Origin of the sequence: Neorhizobium tunisiense (genome assembly GCF_039631515.1) — a bacterium.
Lineage (GTDB): Bacteria > Pseudomonadota > Alphaproteobacteria > Rhizobiales > Rhizobiaceae > Neorhizobium.
In genome coordinates this window covers 174,229-195,253 of record NZ_JBDIUU010000012.1, presented here as the reverse complement: position 1 = coordinate 195,253, position 21,025 = coordinate 174,229, and the positions used below count along the sequence as shown (strand labels likewise).

General features: G+C 62.6%; 16 protein-coding genes and 1 riboswitch. Of the genes, 11 read left to right on the top strand and 5 right to left on the bottom strand.

Going from position 1 to position 21,025, the window contains the following annotated elements:
• Positions 1-82: 82 nt before the first annotated feature.
• Positions 83-652 carry an elongation factor P gene (gene efp / locus ABCW43_RS27895; RefSeq protein WP_345930596.1) on the bottom strand — a complete coding sequence of 190 codons (570 nt, stop codon included), beginning with the start codon at positions 650-652 and terminating at the stop codon, positions 83-85.
• A gap of 165 nt (positions 653-817) precedes the next feature.
• Between efp and epmA the strand changes: the two genes are divergently transcribed.
• Together epmA and ABCW43_RS27885 are read left to right on the top strand one after the other, a co-directional pair.
• On the top strand, positions 818-1,888 hold the full coding sequence (epmA, locus tag ABCW43_RS27890) for an EF-P lysine aminoacylase EpmA (RefSeq protein ID WP_345930595.1): 1,071 nt from the start codon (positions 818-820) through the stop codon (positions 1,886-1,888).
• The gene (locus ABCW43_RS27885) at positions 1,885-2,931 is read left to right on the top strand and encodes a lysine-2,3-aminomutase-like protein (RefSeq protein ID WP_345930594.1); all 1,047 of its coding nucleotides are present in this window, start codon (positions 1,885-1,887) and stop codon (positions 2,929-2,931) included. The genes epmA and ABCW43_RS27885 overlap by 4 nt, the downstream gene beginning before the upstream one ends.
• A 756-nt stretch (positions 2,932-3,687) precedes the next feature.
• Here the strand turns inward: ABCW43_RS27885 and thiC are convergent.
• Positions 3,688-5,499 carry a phosphomethylpyrimidine synthase ThiC gene (gene thiC / locus ABCW43_RS27880; RefSeq protein WP_345930593.1) on the bottom strand — a complete coding sequence of 604 codons (1,812 nt, stop codon included), beginning with the start codon at positions 5,497-5,499 and terminating at the stop codon, positions 3,688-3,690.
• Between the two features lie 99 nt (positions 5,500-5,598).
• Positions 5,599-5,731, bottom strand: a riboswitch (TPP riboswitch).
• Between the two features lie 179 nt (positions 5,732-5,910).
• Here thiC and ABCW43_RS27875 point away from each other — a divergent pair.
• The 5 genes from ABCW43_RS27875 to ABCW43_RS27855 are packed head-to-tail and all read left to right on the top strand — an operon-like array spanning position 5,911 to position 11,777.
• Entirely contained in the window at positions 5,911-6,162 is a 252-nt protein-coding gene (locus ABCW43_RS27875) for an acyl carrier protein (RefSeq protein WP_345930592.1), read from the top strand.
• A gap of 1 nt (position 6,163) precedes the next feature.
• Positions 6,164-7,345, top strand: coding sequence for an acyl-CoA dehydrogenase family protein (locus tag ABCW43_RS27870; RefSeq protein ID WP_345930591.1), 1,182 nt, complete (start codon positions 6,164-6,166; stop codon positions 7,343-7,345).
• Between the two features lie 49 nt (positions 7,346-7,394).
• Positions 7,395-8,306, top strand: coding sequence for an amino acid--[acyl-carrier-protein] ligase (locus ABCW43_RS27865; protein ID WP_345930590.1), 912 nt, complete (start codon positions 7,395-7,397; stop codon positions 8,304-8,306).
• 4 nt (positions 8,307-8,310) lie between these two features.
• The gene (locus ABCW43_RS27860; RefSeq protein WP_345930589.1) at positions 8,311-9,294 is read left to right on the top strand and encodes a DUF1839 family protein; all 984 of its coding nucleotides are present in this window, start codon (positions 8,311-8,313) and stop codon (positions 9,292-9,294) included.
• Positions 9,291-11,777 carry a glycosyl hydrolase 2 galactose-binding domain-containing protein gene (locus ABCW43_RS27855; RefSeq protein ID WP_345930588.1) on the top strand — a complete coding sequence of 829 codons (2,487 nt, stop codon included), beginning with the start codon at positions 9,291-9,293 and terminating at the stop codon, positions 11,775-11,777. Before ABCW43_RS27860 ends, ABCW43_RS27855 begins: the two co-directional genes overlap by 4 nt.
• Here ABCW43_RS27855 and ABCW43_RS27850 read toward each other — a convergent pair.
• A complete protein-coding gene (locus ABCW43_RS27850; protein WP_345930587.1) occupies positions 11,745-13,577 on the bottom strand; it encodes an alpha/beta hydrolase in 1,833 nt (610 codons plus the stop codon). The two genes, ABCW43_RS27855 and ABCW43_RS27850, sit on opposite strands and share 33 nt — an antisense overlap.
• A 486-nt stretch (positions 13,578-14,063) precedes the next feature.
• Between ABCW43_RS27850 and purU the strand changes: the two genes are divergently transcribed.
• The 3 genes from purU to ABCW43_RS27835 all read left to right on the top strand — a co-directional run bounded on the left by purU (position 14,064) and on the right by ABCW43_RS27835 (position 18,308).
• Positions 14,064-14,948: a formyltetrahydrofolate deformylase gene (gene purU, locus ABCW43_RS27845; RefSeq protein WP_345930586.1), complete on the top strand. Its 885-nt coding sequence runs from the start codon at positions 14,064-14,066 to the stop codon at positions 14,946-14,948.
• An 85-nt stretch (positions 14,949-15,033) separates the two neighbouring features.
• Positions 15,034-17,679, top strand: a complete 2,646-nt coding sequence (locus ABCW43_RS27840) for an aminotransferase class III-fold pyridoxal phosphate-dependent enzyme (protein WP_345930585.1) — start codon at positions 15,034-15,036, stop codon at positions 17,677-17,679.
• Positions 17,680-18,110: 431 nt separating this feature from the next.
• Entirely contained in the window at positions 18,111-18,308 is a 198-nt protein-coding gene (locus ABCW43_RS27835) for a hypothetical protein (RefSeq protein WP_345930584.1), read from the top strand.
• Positions 18,309-18,370: 62 nt separating this feature from the next.
• Here ABCW43_RS27835 and ABCW43_RS27830 read toward each other — a convergent pair whose 3' ends face one another.
• Both ABCW43_RS27830 and ABCW43_RS27825 read right to left on the bottom strand, forming a co-directional pair.
• A complete protein-coding gene (locus tag ABCW43_RS27830) occupies positions 18,371-18,607 on the bottom strand; it encodes an Lrp/AsnC ligand binding domain-containing protein (protein WP_007765628.1) in 237 nt (78 codons plus the stop codon).
• A gap of 53 nt (positions 18,608-18,660) precedes the next feature.
• The gene (locus ABCW43_RS27825) at positions 18,661-19,599 is read right to left on the bottom strand and encodes a LysR family transcriptional regulator (protein ID WP_345930582.1); all 939 of its coding nucleotides are present in this window, start codon (positions 19,597-19,599) and stop codon (positions 18,661-18,663) included.
• A gap of 98 nt (positions 19,600-19,697) precedes the next feature.
• On the opposite strand from ABCW43_RS27825, the gene ABCW43_RS27820 reads away from it, so the two are divergent.
• Positions 19,698-20,981, top strand: a complete 1,284-nt coding sequence (locus ABCW43_RS27820) for an NAD(P)/FAD-dependent oxidoreductase (protein ID WP_345930580.1) — start codon at positions 19,698-19,700, stop codon at positions 20,979-20,981.
• Positions 20,982-21,025 lie beyond the last annotated feature (44 nt).

The window sequence follows — 21,025 nt, the reverse complement described above, 5'->3', positions numbered from 1 at the left end:
CCCCAAACATAACGACAATAAAAAACCTCCGAAGCCAGCGCTTCGGAGGTTTTTTTATCACGTCCGGAAAGGCCGGGGATGATCAGTTCTTGGCGCGCTCGACGTAGGAATTGTCTTCGGTCGCGATCACGACGCGAGTGCCCGCATCGATATGCGGCGGAACCGCGGTGCGGATGCCGTTCGACAACATGGCCGGCTTGTAGGACGAGGAAGCCGTCTGGCCCTTGACGACCGGTTCGGTCTCGACGATCTCGAGCGTCACGTGGCGCGGCAGCTGGATGGCCAGAGCAATGCCTTCGTGCATGGAGAGGACGCAGGTCATGCCTTCCTGAAGATAGGCCTTCTGGTCGCCCATCGTATCCACATCCACCACGACCTGGTCGTAGTTTTCCGGGTTCATGAAGTGGAAGCCTTCGCCGTCTTCATAGAGGAACTGATGGTTGACGTCCTCGACGAAGGCGCGCTCGACCTGTTCGGTCGTCCGCCAGCGTTCGGACACCTTCACGCCGTCGACGATGCGGCGCATATTGACCTGCGTGACAGGTGTGCCCTTGCCGGGATGGAAATTCTCGGCGGTGAGAACGACATAAAGCTTGCCGTCCACATCGATGACGTTGCCCTTGCGGACAGAAGAGGCGATGACCTTGACCATAGGATTCCTTGTGTAGCGAACCGGCTTGTAACTGCCGAAAATGCATCGTAGAGGACCGGGCGATAACCGTCCCGAAGGACGGATCGTCTGTTTTCCGGCCGGAACTACTCTAAAACCGCGCAAAGTGGAAGCCTTGCCGGGGAGAACCGGCGAAGAAAGCCGCAAATGAGCTCGTCGCGACCTGCCATATCCCGCTCGCCCTGGTGGACGCCGGCAAACCATGCCGACCGCCGGCCCTTCCTGAAGGGTCGCAATGCGGTCCAGACGGCGCTGCGCGGTTTCTTTGGCGAGCGCGATTTCATCGAGGTGGATACGGCGACGTTGCAGGTTTCCCCCGGCAACGAGACACATCTGCATGCCTTCGCGACGGAAGTGATCGCCATCGACGGTGGCAGGGCGCCGCTCTACCTGCACACATCGCCGGAATTCGCCGCCAAGAAACTGCTGGCCGCCGGCGAGAAGCGTATCTTCACCTTCGCGCATGTCTACCGCAACAGGGAACGCGGACCGCTGCACCATCCGGAATTCACCATGCTCGAATGGTACCGGGTCGGCGAGAGCTACGAACAGCTGATGGCCGATTGCGCCGACATGCTGGCGCTGGCCGCCGAAACCACCAGGACCACACGCTTTGCCTTCCGCGATATGGAAGTCGATCCTTTCGCCGAACCGGAACGCCTGACGCTTGCCGAAGCCTTCGACCGGTTCGCCGGCATCGACCTGCTGGCCTCCGTGGCGACGAACGGCGAAACGGACCGCGATCTCTTGGCGGCCGGTCTGGAAAAGGCCCTCATCCGCTTTGCCGAAGACGACACCTGGGCTGACCTGTTCAGCAAGGTGCTGGTCGAAAAGGTCGAGCCGCATCTCGGCAAGGACCGCGCGACGATCCTGCACGAATATCCGGTTTGCGAAGCCGCGCTCGCCCGGCCCTCCGCCCGTGATCCGCGCGTCGCCGAACGTTTCGAGCTTTATGCCTGCGGCGTCGAGCTTGCCAATGCCTTTGGCGAACTCACCGACGCCGGCGAACAGCGCCGCCGTTTCGAGCACGAGATGGCCGAGAAGGCCCGCATCTACGGCGAACGTTATCCGCTCGACGAAGACTTTCTCGATGCGCTTTCGACCATGCCGGACGCAAGCGGCGCGGCGCTCGGCTTTGATCGGCTGGCCATGCTGGCAACCGGTGCCACCCGTATCGACCAGGTGATGTGGGCGCCGGTCGCGGAGGTATTTTCGTGACGTCGGTCCGCTCATTGAAAACCCCGGAAGAGCTGGCAGCCGCCGGCTTGATCGAGCCCCAGAAACTCGGCGGCATCCGCGCCGTCGCCGACCGCTATGCGATTGCGCTGACGCCGACGGTCGTGTCCCTGATCGACAGCACCGATCCGGCCGATCCGATCGCCCGGCAGTTCGTGCCCGATCCGAGCGAGCTGCTGGCGACGCCGGAAGAGCGTGCCGACCCGATCGGCGATCAGGCGCACAGCCCGGTCAAGGGCATCGTTCACCGCTATCCGGACCGGGTGCTGCTGAAAGCGGTGCATATCTGCCCGGTCTATTGCCGCTTCTGCTTCCGCCGCGAAATGGTCGGCCCGCAGGGCGACGGCACGCTTTCGTCTGAGGAGCTGGCGGCGGCGCTCGCCTATATCCGCGAGCACAGCGAAATCTGGGAGGTGATCCTGACCGGCGGCGACCCGCTGGTCCTTTCGCCGAGACGGCTGGCGGCGATCATGCGCGGCCTTGCCGAGATCCCGCATGTAAAAATCGTCCGCTTTCACACCCGCGTGCCGGTGGTCGAGCCGGACCTCGTCGACGAAGCGATGATCGCGGCGCTGAAGGAAAGCCGCAAGGTCGTCTATATCGCGCTGCATGCCAACCATCCCCGCGAAATGACCGACGCCGCCCGCGCCGCCTGCGGCCGCCTGGTCGATGCCGGTTTTCCGATGGTGAGCCAGACGGTGCTCTTGCGCGGCGTCAACGACGATCCAGCGGTGCTTGGCGACCTGATGAAGGCTTTCGTCGAGACCCGAATCAAGCCCTATTACCTGCACCATCCCGACTTTGCCCCGGGTACGAGCCACTTCCGGCTGGATATCGCCGAGGGCCAGAAGATCGTCTCGGCGCTCCGGGGCAATATTTCCGGCCTCTGCCAGCCCACCTATGTCCTGGATATCCCAGGCGGCCACGGCAAGGCAGTGATCGGCGAAAGCGCCGTACGCGGCGACGGCGGATGTTATTCCGTCAGCGATTTCCGCGGCGGTGAGCACGCGTATCCTCCGAGGTGACACGGGTTCTTGTTCACGCGGCGAAGTGCGCCCGTGGCTTGGCTTGTTTGGAGAGTCCACACGAATGCGGAACCTCATAATAAATAATAGTATGGCTCCGCATTCGCGTGGCCTTCGGCGTCTTTTCGAGGCTTCCGGCCCCTACAGGTGATCACCTCGCCTCGCTGCGTGGCTTCGTTCGCGGCTTCCTTTCGGGAAACCTTGCCACTTGCACGGCTCAACCGAACCCGGCCTGGCGGCCAGGGGGAGGCTTGATAGGGTTCGGGTTGCCCCTCGCCCATGGCTTTCACCTCCCTGACCTTTCCTGCACGTTACAGGTCCAACCAGGGCGCCGGCCTCCGCCTGCCCGCGAACGTCTCGCGAAACACTCCGGCGACGGAAGCGGGAGGATTGTAGGCCGAAAGCTGGAGGACGGGGATGATGAAGCGGTTAAGTCATTGGAGACGCTGGAAGGCGGCGGCGAATTATCCACGGGCAAAACAGCATCGGAAGGCGCACCCCGCCATACCCCCCTCTGTCCTGCCGGACATCTCCCCCTCAAGGGGGGAGATCGGCCAGAAGCAAGGTCCTAGCCGACCAGGAGCCTTGAGATCGCCGAGAGATTGCCGAACTCTGCTCCCTGTCGGCGTTTTGCCGTCGCACAAATCAGAGAGGGACCGCTGAGCAAGCCTCCCTCGATCCCCCCCTTGAGGGGGAGATGTCCGGCAGGACAGAGGGGGGTGACCTGGCCTCGACGTCGAAGGGCGTGGGATCAGCTCACGCCTTCCCCACCGGCATATAGAGATCGCCGCCATCGCGATACTTGGCGGCCATCGCCTCCAGGCCCTCCTTCTGCGCCTCGGCGCGAATATCGTGGGAAATCCGCATCGAGCAGAATTTCGGACCGCACATGGAGCAGAAATGCGCCACCTTGTGCGCCTCCTTGGGTAGCGTCTCGTCGTGGAAGGAGCGTGCCGTTTCCGGATCGAGCGAGAGATTGAACTGATCCTCCCAGCGAAACTCGAACCGGGCGCGCGACAGCGCATCGTCCCGCACCTGCGCCGCGGGATGGCCCTTGGCGAGATCGGCTGCGTGTGCAGCGATCTTGTAGGTGATCACGCCCACCTTGACGTCGTTGCGGTCCGGCAGGCCGAGATGTTCCTTTGGCGTCACGTAGCAGAGCATGGCGGTGCCGAACCAGCCGATCATCGCAGCCCCGATGCCCGACGTGATGTGGTCGTAACCCGGCGCGATATCGGTAGTCAGCGGACCGAGCGTATAAAACGGCGCCTCGCCGCAGACGGCGAGCTGCTTGTCCATATTGGCCTTGATCTTGTGCATTGGCACATGGCCAGGGCCTTCGATCATCACCTGGCAATCCTTCGCCCAGGCGATTTTCGTCAGCTCACCGAGGGTTTCCAGTTCCGCAAACTGCGCCGCATCGTTGGCATCGGCGATCGAACCCGGGCGCAGGCCATCTCCAAGCGAGAAGGAGACGTCGTAGGCCCGGGCGATGTCGCAGATTTCCTCAAAATGCTCGTAGAGAAAACTCTCCCTGTGATGGTGCAGACACCACTTGGCCATGATCGAGCCGCCGCGGGAAACGATGCCGGTGACGCGGTTGACGGTGAGCGGGATATAGGCGAGCCGCACGCCCGCATGGATGGTGAAGTAGTCGACGCCCTGCTCGGCCTGCTCGATCAGCGTGTCGCGATAGACTTCCCAGGTGAGGTCCTCGGCAATGCCGTTCACCTTTTCGAGCGCCTGGTAGAGCGGCACGGTGCCGATCGGCACCGGCGAATTGCGGATGATCCACTCGCGGATATTGTGGATGTTGCGGCCGGTCGACAGGTCCATGACCGTATCGGCACCCCAGCGGATCGCCCAGACCATCTTCTCGACTTCCTCGGCCATCGACGAGGTGACGGCCGAATTGCCGATATTGGCATTGATCTTCACCAGGAAGTTACGGCCGATGATCATCGGTTCGGATTCCGGGTGGTTGATATTGGCGGGAATGATCGCCCTGCCTTCGGCGACTTCGCGTCGAACGAACTCGGGCGTCACGAAGTCCGGCACATGGGCGCCGAAACTTTCGCCGTCGCGGATGAGTGGCTCGCTGGCCGCCTGCCGGCCGAGGTTCTCGCGGATGGCGACGAATTCCATCTCCGGCGTGACGATGCCGGCCCGCGCATAAGCGAGCTGGGTGACGGCCCTGCCCGCCTTCGCCTTGAAGGGCTGGTTGCGGACCGGGAATTCCGGCGTCAGGTGGCTCCCGGACACGAAGCCGTTGTCCTCCGGCCTGACGATACGGCCCTCATAGGCCTCGACATCGCCGCGGGCGGCAATCCAGCTTTCGCGCAGGCGCGGCAGGCCGGCATCAATGCTGATCGCGGTGCCTTCGGCGGTATAGGGTCCGGAGGAATCGTAGACGGTGACCGGCGGTTCGCCGGAGGTCGGATGCAATGCGATCTGGCGCATCGGCACGCGGATGTCCGGATGGATCGTTCCTGCTTTCAGGACTTTCGTGGAAGCGGGAAGCGGGCCGGTGGTGACGACCGGGGTAAGCTTGGTGGCTGCGATATTCATGGCTCAAGGCTCCAAGGTTTGACGTTTGGAGACCCAGTTCCAGTGTTGGAATGATGGAAAAACACCCCGGAATCCGAAGGACGGTTTCCCGTCCTTGTTACCGCAGCGCCCGCACCGTCCCTACGCCAGTATGAACTGGATCAGGTTCAACGGGTCACTGCGCCTCGGCCGGCCAAAGCCGATCCGACCAGCAGTATCTCAGCCCCTTGGCGGGACCCCCCTGGTGAATGGCGCCATCAGAAACCCGCGGGCCGTTGATGTCAAGCCGAGCCATGCCGATGGCGATCGATCGGATTTTACGGAATCCCGCAGCCCTAACTTCACGACGTTTATTACCGGAATCTTATGCTTTCCTGCGTAGTAAAGTCTCCAGCGATGAACGCAGAATTCGAACGATCCGGAGACGTCGAGATGAACGAGACCATTCGCGAATTGCTGACACGGGTAGGCGGCCTTCCGGTCGCGGTGACTGACCTGGAAGACGGCGCCGACCTTTATGCGGCCGGCCTCTCCTCCTTTGCATCGGTGCAACTGATGCTGGGCCTCGAAGAGGCCTTCGACATCGAGTTTCCCGACAGCCTTTTGAACCGCAAGTCCTTCGCCAGCATAGCTGCGATCGAGCAGACGGTTTCGCAGATCCTGAAAGCCCGCGAGGCCGCTTGAGATGAGCCTCCCCGCCTTTGCCGCCGACATGAGCCTGAGCGCCCGCGCTCACCGCGTGGCAGCCGTTGCGGCTGAATTTGCTGACCAGGTCGACCATGACGGCCGCTTCCCGCGCGAGGCGGTCGATGCCATGAAGGCCGAGCGCCTGATCGGAATACAGATCCCGGCCGCATTCGGCGGCGAGGGTGCCTCGATCACCGAGATCGCCGAGGTCTGCTCCATCCTGGGACAGGCCTGCGCCGCAAGCGCCATGGTTTTCGCCATGCACCAGATCAAGGTTTCGAGCCTGGTGGAACACGGTGGCGACAGTGAATGGCACAGGGACTTCATGCGCGAACTTGCAGGCCGCCAGCTTCTCGTCGCCTCCGCGACGACCGAGGGCGGCATCGGCGGCAATATGCGCAACTCGATCTGCGCGATCGAGGTCGAGGGCGATGCCTGCCGCCTGACGAAGGATGCGACGGTGATTTCCTACGGCGCCCATGCCGATGCGATCATGGTCACCTCGCGCTCCAACGAGAACGCCGCTCCGACCGACCAGGTCATGACCGTCTTCAGACAAGGCCAGTATACCCTGCAGAAGACCGTCGACTGGGATACGCTCGGCATGCGCGGCACCTGCTCGGACGGTTTTCTCTTCAGAGGCGAAGCGCCGTCCGTCCAGATCTTTCCAAAGCCGTTCGCCGAGATCGCGGCGCAATCGATGCTCGCCACCTCGCATCTCCTCTGGAGCGCGGTCTGGTACGGGATCGCCGCCGACGCGGTACTGCGCGCCCAGGCCTTCGTGCGGGCCGCCGCCCGCAAGGCGGGCGGCACCCAGCCGCCCGGCGCGCTGAGGCTCGCCGAAGCCTCGAACCTGCTGCAGCTCCTCAAGGCCGGCATCCTCTCCGGCCTGAAGATCTACGCGGATGCCAAGGCGGATCACGACCAGCTGTCGTCCATGGCTTTTTCGATCGCCATGAACAACGTCAAGCTGGCCTCTTCCGAGACGATCCTGACCATCATCAACCAGGCGATGATCATCTGCGGCATCATGGGCTACAAGAACGGTACGCCTTACAGCCTCGGCCGGCATCTGCGCGATGCGCATTCCGCCCAGCTGATGATTTCCAACGACCGCATTCTCGGCAATACGTCGACCATGCTGCTCGTTCAGAAACCGGACACCAGCCTGCTCGGCTGACGCCCCTATCATTTCAGATGTAAACCATTGAAAAGAATGAGGTAAAGCCATGGATATGCAAGTTTCCTTTCTCGACCGCCTGTTCGATGCAGGCCTGCTGATCGAGACGGGCGTCGACGGACTGTATGGCCGCAGCGGCCAGTTCGAAGACGTCATCGCCGCCTTCGAGCGGTTGATCGACAAGGTTGGCGGTGCCGACGGTGCCGAGGCGATGCGCTTCCCGCCCGGCATGAACCGCGCCTTCTTCGAGACCAGCGGCTACATGAAGAGCTTTCCGCAGCTCGCCGGCACGGTCCACTCGTTCTGCGGCAACGAGCTCGACCATATGAGCCTCCTGAAATGCATGGAGGTCGGCGAGGAGGACTGGACCAAGGGTCAGGAAGCGACCGACATCGTGCTGACGCCGGCCGCCTGCTATCCGCTCTATCCGACCGTTGCGCGCCGCGGCAACCTGCCCGCCGGCGGCAGCCTCTTCGACCTGCAGAGCTACTGCTTCCGCCACGAGCCCTCCAAGGATCCGGCCCGCCAGCAGCTGTTCCGCATGCGCGAATATGTCTGCATGGGTACCGAACAACACGTCACCGATTTCCGCCAGCTTTGGATGGATCGCGGCGTCGAGATGATGAGGTCGGTCGGCCTCGACGTCACCATCGACATCGCCAACGACCCGTTCTTCGGCCGCGCCGGCAAGATGCTGGTCAACAATCAGCGCGACCAGAACCTGAAGTTCGAGCTGCTGATCCCGATCACCTCTGTCGCCAAGCCCACCGCCTGCATGAGCTTCAACTATCATCAGGACAGTTTCGGCCTGAAATGGGGGCTCAACCTCGCAGACGGCAGCGTCGCTCACACGGCCTGTGTCGGCTTCGGCCTTGAACGCATCGCCCTTGCGCTCTTCCACACTCACGGTCTGGACGTAAAAGAGTGGCCGGAACCCGTCCGCGCCACGCTCTGGGGCTGATCCAATGACGGCGGTATTTCCGGCGCTCGATCCGGCGAACTACAGGACGCATGCGCTGCATTCGGCCGAGCGCATGTGGCCGGAGACGAATTGTTACGTCGATCTGTGGATAGAGGTGCTTTCGGCACAGGGCCTGCCGCCGGAAGCCATGCTCGGTTTCACCCTGACCCAGGATTTCGAAGGCGACCAGTTCACCTTCTTCAAGGTGCCGCTGGAGGATCTCGAAACCCTGTTCGGCATCCGCGTCACCGAACTTGCGATCTTCGACCGGCCGGAATGGCATGTTGCGGAGCAGATCCGCCGCGGCCGGCTGACGCTGCTCGAACTCGACAGCTTTTATCTGCCCGACACACGCGGCGTCGCCTATCGCCAGGAACATGGCAAGACCACGGTTGCCATCAACCGCCTCGACTTCGAACGCGGCGAGCTCGACTATTTCCACAATGGCGGCTTCTTCACCCTTTCCGGCGAAGATTTCGATGGCCTGTTCCAACTCAACACAGGCCCGGAGGCGCTACCCTTCCTGCCCTATACCGAATTCGCCAAGTTCCCCGCCGCCTATCCGGACGCCGGCGACATTCGCGAAACCGCCTGGAAGCTGCTCCGGCATCATTTTGCCCGGCGGCCGCAGGACAATCCGATCCGTGCGTTTGCAAAGGTCTTCCCGGCGCAGGTTGAGCGGATCGCCGACAGGGATTTCGGCTTCTTCCACAAATACGCGTTCAACACGCTGCGGCAGGTGGGTGCCAATTTCGAACTGCTGGCGAGCCATCTCGCGTGGCTGAACCACAAGGCATTCGCCCAGTCTGAACAACAGGCGCTGAGGATTTCGGAAGTGGCGAAATCCACCCAGTTCCAGCTTGCCCGCGCCGTCACCCGCAAGAAATTCGAACCGCTCGCAACGGCGCTCGATCCGGCCGCCGATGCCTGGGACCTGCTGATGGGTGACCTGGCCTCGACGCTGACCCAAGCCCGCGAGGCAGCGTGAGCCTTCTTATCCCTATCGGATCAGAGATCAGCCTTCTTGCCGAAGGCTGGTCTCTGGCATTGACGGAGCCCGGCGCCTACACGCTGCCGTCCGACCTTCCTACGGACCTGGAATACCTCCCGGCCATCGTGCCCGGCACGGTCGCGGCCGCGCTGGAAGTCGCCGGTCGCTTCGACCGCGACAATCCCGAGCCGCTGATCGACAGGGATGCCTGGTATCGCCGCCCGCTTGCCGGCGCAGCGCCCGGACCGGCGATCCTGCGGTTTGCCGGACTTGCGACGATGGCTGAGGTGTTTCTGGACGAGACGCTGATCCTGTCCTCGACAAGCATGTTCGAAAGCCACAATGTCGCGGTGGAACTGACCGGCACCGAAACTCTGTCGATCTGCTTCCGAGCGTTGAAACCGCATCTGGAAAAGACCGGGCCTCGCGCCCGCTGGCGGCCGCGGCTGATGAACAGCCAGGGCTTGAGATTTGTCCGCACCACGGCGCTCGGCTTCATGCCAGGCTGGAGCCCAGAGGTCCATGCCGTGGGGCCATGGCGGCCGGTTTTTCTGATTGGCGGCGCCGGCCCCTTCTCCCCCCTTGCGGGGGAGATCGGATGGGGCGCCGTCTCCCGTTACATTGCTGCGGAGAGAAGGGATTTCAGCTTCTCAGCTGCACTCGGCGAAAATGGTGAAGGTCTCCTGAAGGTGAGCCTTGCCGGTGACGAGCTTAGTCACAACCTCAACCTCATCTGCGCCGGTTACGAAGCTGCCTTCACCTACGACGAAGGAAAATACTCCACCGAGCTGCACCTTCCCGGCGTCAAGCCCTGGTGGCCGCATACCCATGGCGAACCGGCGCTTTACGATGTGGCGCTCCGGATCGATGGCGAAGATTTCCCGCTCGTTCGAACCGGCTTCCGCAGCCTGCAAGCCGATCGCGGTGCGGACGGCGACGACTTCGCCATCATCGTCAACGGCGAGAAAATATTCTGCCGCGGCGCCGTCTGGACCTCCGCCGACATCACCAAGCTGCCGGGCGATCGCGCCAGTTACGAGCCGTGGCTCAGGCTCGCGAGAGACGCGGGCATGAACATGATCCGCATTCCGGGTATCGCTACCTATGAAAGCCCCGAATTTTTCGCGCTCTGCGACGAACTCGGCCTGCTGGTCTGGCAGGATCTGATGTTCGCCAACTTCGATTATCCGGTGGCCGATCCGGATTTCGTGATTCACGTGAAAACGGAGGTCGGGCAATTCCTGGCGGCAACCCAGGCCTCGCCGTCGCTGGCGGTGCTTTGCGGCGGCAGCGAAATCTATCAGCAGGGCGCCATGCTGGGCCTGCCGGAGCGCATCTGGAAAGGCCCGCTCTGCGAGGAAATCCTCCATGCCGTGGCCGCCGATTTCCGCCCGAACCTGCCCTATGTGGCGAACTCGCCTTCCGGCGGCGCATTGCCTTTCTACCCGAATGCCGGCGTTGCCCATTATTACGGCGTCGGCGCCTACAAGCGGCCACTCGATGATGCCCGGCGGGCGAACATCCGTTTCGCAGCCGAGTGCCTGGCATTTTCAAACCTCTCCGATATGGAAACGCTGGCCGGCGGCAAGTCCGGAATTCCCCGTGATGCCGGGGTGGACTGGGATTTCGGGGACGTTCGCGATCATTACCTCGGCACGCTTTACGATGCCGATCCGCAGACGCTGCGTGCGCAGCAGCCGGAACGATATCTGGCCCTCTCCCGCGCCGTGACCGGAGAGGTGATGGAAGCGGCCTTCGCCGAATGGCGCCGACCCGGCTCGACCTGCAACGGCGCTCTCGCCTTCACCTTCCAGGATGTCATGCCCGGTCCCGGCTGGGGCGTAGTCGGCGTCGACCGCACGCCGAAACCTGCCTGGTTCGCGCTGAAGCGGGCCTTCCGGCCGGTCCAGGCCATATTTGCCGACGAGGGCACCAACGGGCTGGATATCCACCTTCTCAATGAAACGCCCGCCGACCTGCCGGTGGTTCTCGAACTCGCCTGCCTGCGGGACGGCAGGATGGCGGTGGTTTCAGGCCGCCGAAACCTGACGCTCGTTTCCCGCAGCAGCGAGAGCATCGCCTCGACCGATCTGTTCGGCGCCTTCTTCGACACGAACTACGCCTACCGTTTCGGCCCGCCCTCTCATGACGTGACGGTGGCGCGGTTGAGACATGCGCAAACCGGGGAAATCCTGGCCGAGGCTTTCCATTTTCCGCTCGGACGCGCCCACGCCATGCATGATGCCGAGATCACGGTTTCAGTCGTCGAGAGTGGGGCAGAGTTCTGGCTGGAGCTTTCGAGCGATGGCTTCGCCCAGTCGATCAGCATCGAATGCGCCGATTACCGCCCTTCGGACAACGGATTCCATCTGGCGCCCGGTGCAATCAGGCGCATTCGCCTTGCCGCACTCTCCAAAGCCGCCGGCAGACCCCATGGCACGATCCGCTCACTCGGCGGCGACCGAATCACCCGTTTTTGAATAGACGTCTTCTTCCAGAGGAACGCGGAAAGCCATTTCCCTCAAGGCCTCCAGATAGACCTTGCGGGCATGCTCCGGCGTCAGGTTGTGATCGGCGTCCGGAATGATTGCCGGTGATACATTTGGAAAACGAGCCAGGCCTGCCCCATCATGGCCGAAATAGAAATCGTATTGCTCGAGACCGAGATCGTTCTCGCTGTAGATCAGCGAGATGGGGGTGCCGCGCTGATGGAGGGTGCGGAAAGCGCCGTAGATCGCCCGCCCCTCCGGCAGGAAACCGCGGAAGGCATGCAGGACCTTGCCCTTGGTCCGGTTGCCTACACTTTTGGCGATATTGCGGACCGCAGCGACGGTATTGACCTCACCCCTCAGGATGCGCTTGAAGGTTTCGGCCCGCAAGGCACGCTTGCGGTAGTCCCGCAGGCTGCGCGCGCCGTTGACGATCATGTCCTCGACGGAGCGGCCGGGGCGCCAGCGGAAGACCGCCGGATTGACCGACACATTGCCGGCGATGCGCGGTTCGACGAGCGATGTCTGGAGGCCGAGATAGGCCCCACTGCAGCGACCGGCAGTAACGACCGGTGTCAGGCGGCGGGTTTCGAGAAAATCGATCGCTTCCGAGACGTCGGCATTCTGGTCCGAATGATAGAGAACCTGATCCGGCCGACCAGGCACCGGCGGGCTGTCGCCGACATTGGCGGTATCGAAACGCAGTGACGGAATGCCCGAACGCGCAAGCGCGCGAGCCAGGGCCACGGTCGCGCGGCCCCAGCCGGCATGCCGATCATAGGCCGACGTCAAGAAGAGCACCGTCGCGCCGGCGCGGCCGAGCGACGGCTCGCAGAGAACCCCCGAAAGCCGGCTGCTGACACCGAAGCGTACCGGCGTTTCGGCAAAACCGTCGCCGGCGAGAGGTGCAGCAGGCCCTGAGGAACGTGTTGATGCGCAAGCCGGTTCGGACGGCAGTGCCGCGATCCAGTTCGCCAGATTATCGGCAACCGGCAGCGGCATCTTGACGATCACCGGGTTGGAGACGAGCTTGTCGTAACCTTCGAACGCCTGCTCAGTCACGTCCGCCCCGAGCGCCCGCAGACGCGCGGCGAATTGCGTATCGGCCGGCCGGTCGGCCCGCCCGACGACCAGAACGCGCGGCGCGGCCATTCGATCGACCATCAGCAAATTGACCTTGCGAACCTCGTCGGCGATTTGGCCGGGCATGGTGAGCGAAGCGATCGATACCCCGGACTTGTCGCGCTGCTCGTCGGCCAGCCCCAGATTTTCGTCTACCACCTTGGACCAGACTGCGAGCTCGCGGATATACAGACGACCGGAAACGACCGGCGCCAGATAGGCGATGGCGGCGAGGCCCTTGAGCCTCTCGGCGGCCGCGGTCGCGACGACGGCACCCAGGCCTTGGGAGACAAGAACGATCCGGTCGCAACCGGAAAGCGCCTTGAGGTGCGTGGCTGCGGAGACGAGGCTGTCGGACCAGACCGAAAGCCCGCCCCCGAAGTCGACGTCGTCAAGAGCATCGCCGGTACCGGGATAATCGAACCGCAGGCTGGCAATGCCGCGATCGGCAAGCTTTTCCGAAATGATGCGCCAGAATTTGCGCGTGCACATTTCCTCCAGTCCCCACGGGCTGGCAAACAGCACAGCAACGCCGGACGGGGTAGTTCCCGCCGACGATGGCGTGAAAAGCCCGACGGTGCCGTCGAACGTCAACGGTTCGGAAGCCGAGCGTTGAGGCAGGGGCGAGGTTTCCCCGGCGGCCGGAAATTTATGTCGAGCGTCCGTCATGGTCCTGCCGGCATGTTTTCAATCACTGTACCAGCAATACCTCCGGCCTTGCTTCCAAGCGCTTAATCTGTCTGGCGCAATTTTACCGATTGCAGGTGGATTGTTCCGAAAAGACGCGGGAGAGGGGCTCCTGTCAGGCCGTGCCCGGTACGAGCGCGAGATTGGCGACTTCAAGCCTTCCTCCAGAGCGAGCCACAACCTGCCACCATAACCTTTAGCAGATGCGAATCGTTGCCCGATGCGGCTTCCGCGGCGGTGATGCGCGCACCGACGGCGCAAAAGGAACGGAATTTTGGGTGGCTGGCTTTAAGGTCACGGGGTAAGAAACTCGCATGGGCGGGCTAACAAGGCGGGCTGTACACATTCCAGGATCGAAGCTAAGGCTTGATGGGCATTTTCCTGTCCTACAGGCAGCCGGATATTGTCCAACACCAACTTTATGTATACACGGAATGGCCGACCGATGGCAGAGGAGGGAGAACTTATATGAAGAACTATGTCCTGACCGTATCTTGCAAGACAACCCGCGGCATCGTCGCCGCAATTTCCGGCTTTCTGGCGGAAAAGGGTTGCAACATCATCGACTCATCGCAGTTCGATGACCTCGATACGGGCAAGTTTTTCACGCGCGTCAGCTTCCTCTCCGAAGAAGGCGCCGAACGTCCGGCACTGCTCGAAGGCTTCAAGCCGATCGCCGACCGGTTCGAGATGGAATGGGAGATCTTCGATACCGAAGAGCGCATGAAAGTGCTCCTGATGGTTTCGCGTTTCGGCCATTGCCTGAACGACCTGCTCTACCGCTGGAAGATCGGCGCGCTGCCGATCAACATCGTCGGCGTTGTCTCCAACCACTTCGACTACCAGAAACTCGTGGTCAACAACGACATTCCTTTCCACCACATCAAGGTGACGAAGGAAAACAAGCCGCAGGCCGAAGCCCAACTTCTCGATCTGGTCGAGCAGAGCGGCACCGAACTCATCGTGCTGGCGCGCTACATGCAGGTTCTGTCCGACAATCTCTGCAAGAAGATGTCCGGCAAGATCATCAACATCCACCACTCCTTCCTTCCGAGCTTCAAGGGCGCCAATCCCTACAAGCAGGCCTATACGCGCGGCGTGAAGCTGATCGGCGCAACGGCCCACTACGTCACCGCCGATCTCGACGAAGGCCCGATCCTTGAGCAGGACACGGTGCGCATCACCCATGCCCAGAGCGCCGACGACTATGTCTCGCTCGGCCGCGACGTCGAAAGCCAAGTCCTGGCACGCGCCATCCACGCCCATATCCATCACCGCACCTTCATCAACGGCAACCGCACCGTCGTCTTCCCGCCGAGCCCCGGTTCCTACGCTTCGGAGCGCATGGGCTGAAGCTCATCCGAAGTCGGTAAAAAGGCCTATGGACGCAGGCTGTTGACGCTCTATCCTCTCCGGAAGCGCCCTTCCGGAGAGGTTCATGTCCGACGTACTGCCAGAACTTATCGAGCCTCCTGCAAATGACCTGTCGATCGACGCGATCGAGGACGTTCTACGCGACCACTACGGGCTTTCCGGACAGATCTTCCCGATCGAGGGCCGGCAGAACCCTTATTTCCTGATCGACAACGGCCACATGCGCTACCTGCTCAAGGTGGCGCCCGCCGAAGGACCTGTCGAGGAGATCGAGGCTGAACACGCCTTGATGCGCCATATCCTGCGCAGCCCGGACGGGCCGCGGATTCCTGAGCCGGTGCTGACAAAGGATGGCGGCGACACCCTTGTCCTGCCACTCGGCGGCGAGGACCGTCGCATCCGGCTCCTCACCTTTCTCGACGGTACTGCCCCGCCAAGTGGTGAGAAGCTGCCGGGCCAGGCCATCGCAGCCTTCGGGGCGATCTCCGCGGCACTTGCAAAAAGCCTGCTGGATTTCGACCATCCGGTGCTGCAGCGCGAGCCGGAAGGCGACCTGCGCAAGGCCGGCCCGCAGACTGTCACGCTTCTGTCTGCCGTCGCCGACCAGGAGATCCGCGACGTGATCGCCAAGGCGATGGTGACGGCGCTCCGGCGCATCCAGCCGCTCGGCCCGAGCCTCAGGATCGCCGCCACGCATCAGAACATCAACGGCGAAACCGTCGTCGGCGAGAATACGGACGGCGCATGGCTGCCGACCGGTGTGACGGACTTCACCGGCATCTCCAACGGCTGGCTCGTCGCCGGTTTCGCCAATACCTGCGCCTATCTGCTCGCGGACCGCGACGGCGATCCTTTCGCGCTGCTGCCGGCCATCCGCGCCTATCACGACATCTATCCGTTCACCTTGAACGAACTCGAGGCGCTGTGGCCGCTGATCGTCGCCCGCACCGGCATTCTCTCCGCCGAAGCCGAAAGCCGTCAGACCGCGTCACCCGACGACCCGCAAGCCAGGGAAGACGCTGAGAAACGCCGCGCCGTGCTGAACGCCTCAACCTCGGTTGCGCCGGCACAGGTGTTTGCGGCCATCCTTGATGCGACGGGCATGGAAAAACCGCTGCCGGAGATCGGTCGCCTCCTGCCCGATATCGACCCAGAGACTTTCCGGCTGGTGGATCTGAGTGTCACCAGCCCGCTTCTCTACGGCGGAAATTGGACGGACGCCGACAACGACTGGAAACTGCTTGCCCATATTGCCCGGGAAACCGGCCGCGCCAGCACCCGCTACGGCGAATACCGGCTTTCGAAAAGCAGCACCGATCCACAGCAGGAACCGGAAAGTTTCGCGCTTCACATCGATGTCTGCATACCCGCCCGGTTGCCGGCGGTGGCCCCTTTTGCGGGGATGCTGAAAATCGCCGGACCCCGCCTCGTCCTTGTCGGCCGCGACCTGACGCTGCATGCCGAAGGCCTCGAATGCACGCTTGCCGAAGAGACCGAACTCGCCGCGGGCGACCCTCTTGGTGTCATCGCGGGGGCCGAAAATTCCGTCGGCGGCCTGCGCCTCAGGTTCTGCCTCGATCCGGATCTCGTGCCGCCACTCTTCTGCAAGCCCGTCGAGGTGGGCACATGGTCGAGATTATGCCCTTCGCCGTCAGCGCTGCTCGGTATCGACGCGAATGCCCCGGCTCCGAGATATCCCGATCAGCCCGTCCGCGGCTGGAGGGAATACCTCTTCGACGCGACGGGCCGCACCTCGCTCGATTTCGCGGGCCAAGCGCCGCTGATCGGCCACGGACATCCCCGCCTTGCTGCCGCGGCCTACCGCCAGACCATCCTGCTTGACCGAGTCGGGGCCTGCCCATCAGAATCGGAAGAGGCTCTGCGGACGCAATTGGCCGAGCTCGCGCCCGAAGGGCTGCGCCATGTCTTTTTTGTCGCCGGCCGCGCGGAGGCGCTGGACCTCGCCTTCAGACTTGCCCGCAGCCATACCAACAAGCGTGGCATCATTGGCCTGCCGGGGCTGCGGGTGGACCGGCGGGATCCGGATTTCTTCGCTGTCCCGTCCATCGGCACCGCTGCCGATATGATCCACGATCTCGACGATGTCGCGGCCGTGCTGGCGGAAGGTTATAGCGAGGCCGCGAACCTGGACGAGCCCTTGACGGAGCTTCGGCAAAAGGCGGGCCTGCTGATCGTCGACGAAACCGGAACCGGTTATGGCCGCCTCGGCCACCACACCTGGGGTTTTTCGCACCGGGGGCTTGCGCCGGACATCGTGTTCGCGGACGGGCCGGACGGCGGCGCTCTGTCGTTTCTCATGACACGGCCCGAGATTGCAACAAACCTCCCCTCGGACCAACAGCCGCCGGCGGTGTGTCCCGTCAGGGCCGCCTCCGCTCTCGTGGCGCTCGACGTCATCCGGGAGGAGCAGATGCGCGAAAATACGCGCGAGATCGGCAGCCATCTGAAGACGCGGCTCGAAAGCCTGGCCGAACGCCTTCCCGCGATCTCCGCCGTATCGGGAAGCGGGCTGTTGCTCGTCATCGATCTCGCCGACAAGGCCGCGGACCTCGGCAAACGGCTGCAACCCGGCGTTGTCGCGAATATCGGCACGCCCAAACGCCTCGTTCTGCGTCCGCCACTATGCCTCAGCCGCAAAAGCGCCGACGGGTTGGTGGACCGGATCGAGACGCTGCTCTCGGAAATTTGAACCGGCCGATCCGGCCGCTGCCGAAAATTTCCGCCGCCGATCCTTGCTTGGTTGGAAAAGCCACCTATCTCAGGGCTGACGGGCGGCGGCCAAGAATGGCGAATGAAATTTCACAATTCGGCCTTCTTCCTGTCATCAGTCGGAAAAAAATTCCAGATAGACTGATTTTCGTTGATCATTTTGTGGGATTCGCCTACACATGATTTTCGTTCGGCCGGCCTGAGTCTGGCCGATTTCGCGCAACGCCATGAAGGGAGAGTGACATGTTTAAATTCGTCCGCGTCGCCGCCTTTGGTGAGGCCGCGTTCAAAATGAATGGCACGGATCGCCGCTCCCTTCCGTGCTGTCGAATGTAACGCTTCAGTTCAATCGTTCCTGAAAATTTTCATTCGCCAGAGCTGCGTCGCAAGCAGCCAAAGCGGGAGTCTGCCATGCAGAAGCAAGTAATCGAATTCGGCGGCGAGCCCGTCGGTATTGTCATTCCTGACGCGGACCGGCTGAAGTTCATCGCCGTGAAATTCCATGTCATCGATCTGGACGAGCAACGTTTCGGTTCTGCCGACGAAGTGCGTCTTGCCATCCGCGAGCTGGTTCGCTCGCGCAACAGCGCCTCTGTGGCGCATGTCTGATATTTTTTAAAATTCGAATTCCAAAGGCCGCCCCTGCCCCTGTGGCGGCTTTTTTATTGCGCTCAGAACGCGGTGAAGGTCATCGTCGTCAGCGAACGCTCGATGCCCGGGATCGACGCGATCTTCTCGTTCACGAAGCGGCCGATCTCGTCGTTGTCCTTGATGTAGACCTTCAACAGCAGATCCCAGTCGCCGCTGGTCGAATACAGTTCGGACGCGAGCTCGGTCTTGTAGATGGCGTCGGCAACCTCGTAGGTCTTGCCGGGCTTGCAGCGGAGCTGGACGAAAATAGGTTTCATGGACGTCTTCCCGTCGGTCGGATCGCCTTCGCGATCATGATGGACATGTCCGACTATTGGCCGATGCCGCCGCCGTTCGCAAGCATATCCTGGCGATTCTCCGCTTGGTGGATCTCATCGGTGATCCAGTCCCGGAAGGCGGCAAGCGGCGGATAGGTGGCCCGGTCGGGCGGATAGGCGAGATGGTATTGCCCGGTCTCCATCCTCTCGGCCTCCACGGCTGGCACCAGCAGGCCCTGCTCCAGCTCCCGGCCGATCAGGAACCGCGGCAGCAGAGCCGCCCCAAGTCCGGCGGTTGCCGCCTCCACCATCGTCATGAATTGGTCGAACAGCATGCCGTGCAGTGCGTCGAAAACGATCCGGTTCTTCGAAAACCACAATTCCCATGCATCCGGCCGCGTGTTGAGATGCAGAAGCGGAGCCCGGAGCACATCGGCCGGCGTCTGGAGATTATGCTTGACCTTGAAGGCGGGGCTGCAGGCCGGCACGACTTCCTCATCCATGAGAAAGGTAAGCGCTGCGCCCGGCCAGCGGGCAGAGCCGAAATGAATGGCGGCATCCAGCGTATCGAATCGGAAGTCGAAAGGCTCGAGCCGGGTGATCAGATTTACCACCATGCCCGGATGCGCTTCCAGGAAGCGGCCGATGCGCGGGGTAAGCCATCGCGTGCCGAAAAACGGCAGGACCGCAAGGTTCAGCGTGCCGCCGGAAGGATTGGCCCTGAGATTGAGCGACGCATGTGAAATGCGCCTGAGCGCCTCGCGAACTTCACGCGCATATCCGTCGCCGGCAAGCGTCAACCGGATCGTCTGTCGCTCGCGTAAAAACAAAGCCACGCCGAGCTGTTTTTCCAGCGCCGAAATCTGCCGGCTGACGGCGCTCTGGGTCAAGCCGAGCTCGTTTGCCGCCGCCGTGACGCTGCCGGTACGCGCCGCCGCCTCGAAGGCGGAGAGCAGCGAGAATGACGGGAGAAAGCGCCGGGGTGGCAGCATGTCATTCCTCCAGCGAATGATCTGTTGAGAACATGTCGATATTCATCGATAACTGCTCCCTGTAAAGAGTTGGCGATCAACGCTCCCGGACAATCATCATGCTGAACGATCCCCGCTCTCACGGCCTCTGGGAAAAGACCGCCCCAGCCCCGCCGCTCACCACCCGGCTGGAGGAGGCGATATCTGCCGATGTGGTGATTGTCGGCGGCGGTTACACAGGCCTTTCGGCAGCCCTGCATCTCGCAGAGGCAGGAACCAATGTCGTGCTGCTGGAAGCCGCGGAGATCGGTTTCGGCGGCGCCGGCCGCAATGTCGGCCTGATCAATGCCGGCATGTGGGTAATGCCCGACGATTTCCCGAAGGAACTCGGTCCGATCTACGGTGAACGCCTGCTCGATCTGCTCGGCAACGGCCCCGCTCTTGTCCGCGAGCTGATCGAGAAACACGCCATCGCCTGCGAGCTCGAAAAGAACGGCACGCTGCATTGCGCCGTCGGTCCCGAAGGATTGAAGGAACTGCAGGAGCGCGCTCGCCAATGGCAGAAGCGCGGCGCCCCGGTGACCTTGCTCGACGCGGCCGAGACCGAGCGCCGCGTCGGCTCTGCCGCCTATGCAGGATCGCTGCTCGACATGCGTGCCGGCACCCTGCAGCCGCTCGCCTATGCCCGCGGCCTCGCCCATGCGGCCGTGAGGGCCGGCGCCAAGCTTTATACCGGCAGCGCGGTCACCGGCACTGGTGAGATCAACGGCCGAAAATTCGTCAAGACCGCCTTCGGCCAGGTCACCGCCGACTGGGTGATCGTCGCGACCGACGCCTACAGCACCGGCCCCTGGGAACAGGTACGCCGTGAACAGGTCTACCTGCCCTATTTCAACCTTGCCACCATGCCGCTCAGCGACAACCTGCGCCGCTCGATCCTGCCTGGGCTGGAAGGCTGCTGGGACACGAAGGACATCCTCTCCTCCTTCCGCATGGACCAAGCCGGCCGGCTTGTCTTCGGTTCGGTCGGCGCGTTGCGCGGCACCGGAACGGGGATCCACAAGAACTGGGCACGGCGCTCGCTGAAGCGGCTTTTCCCACAGCTCGGAGATGTGGAATTCGAGGCCGAATGGTATGGCCAGATCGGCATGACCGACAACGCCCTGCCGCGTTTCCACAAATTCGGCCGCAACGTCCTCGGTTTTTCCGGTTACAATGGCCGCGGAATCGCGCCGGGCACGACATTCGGCAAACTGCTGGCACGCCATATCCTCGACGAGGTTTCGGAAACCGACCTGCCGCTGCCGTTGACCGAGGTTCAGGAACCCGGCTTCCGCACTATCAAGGAAGCCTATTATGAAGCGGGCGCGCAGATCGCCCATTTTGCCGGCGAGCGGTTCTGATTGCGAAACTGCCACCGACTTGTAGATTGACGAAAATTACACAT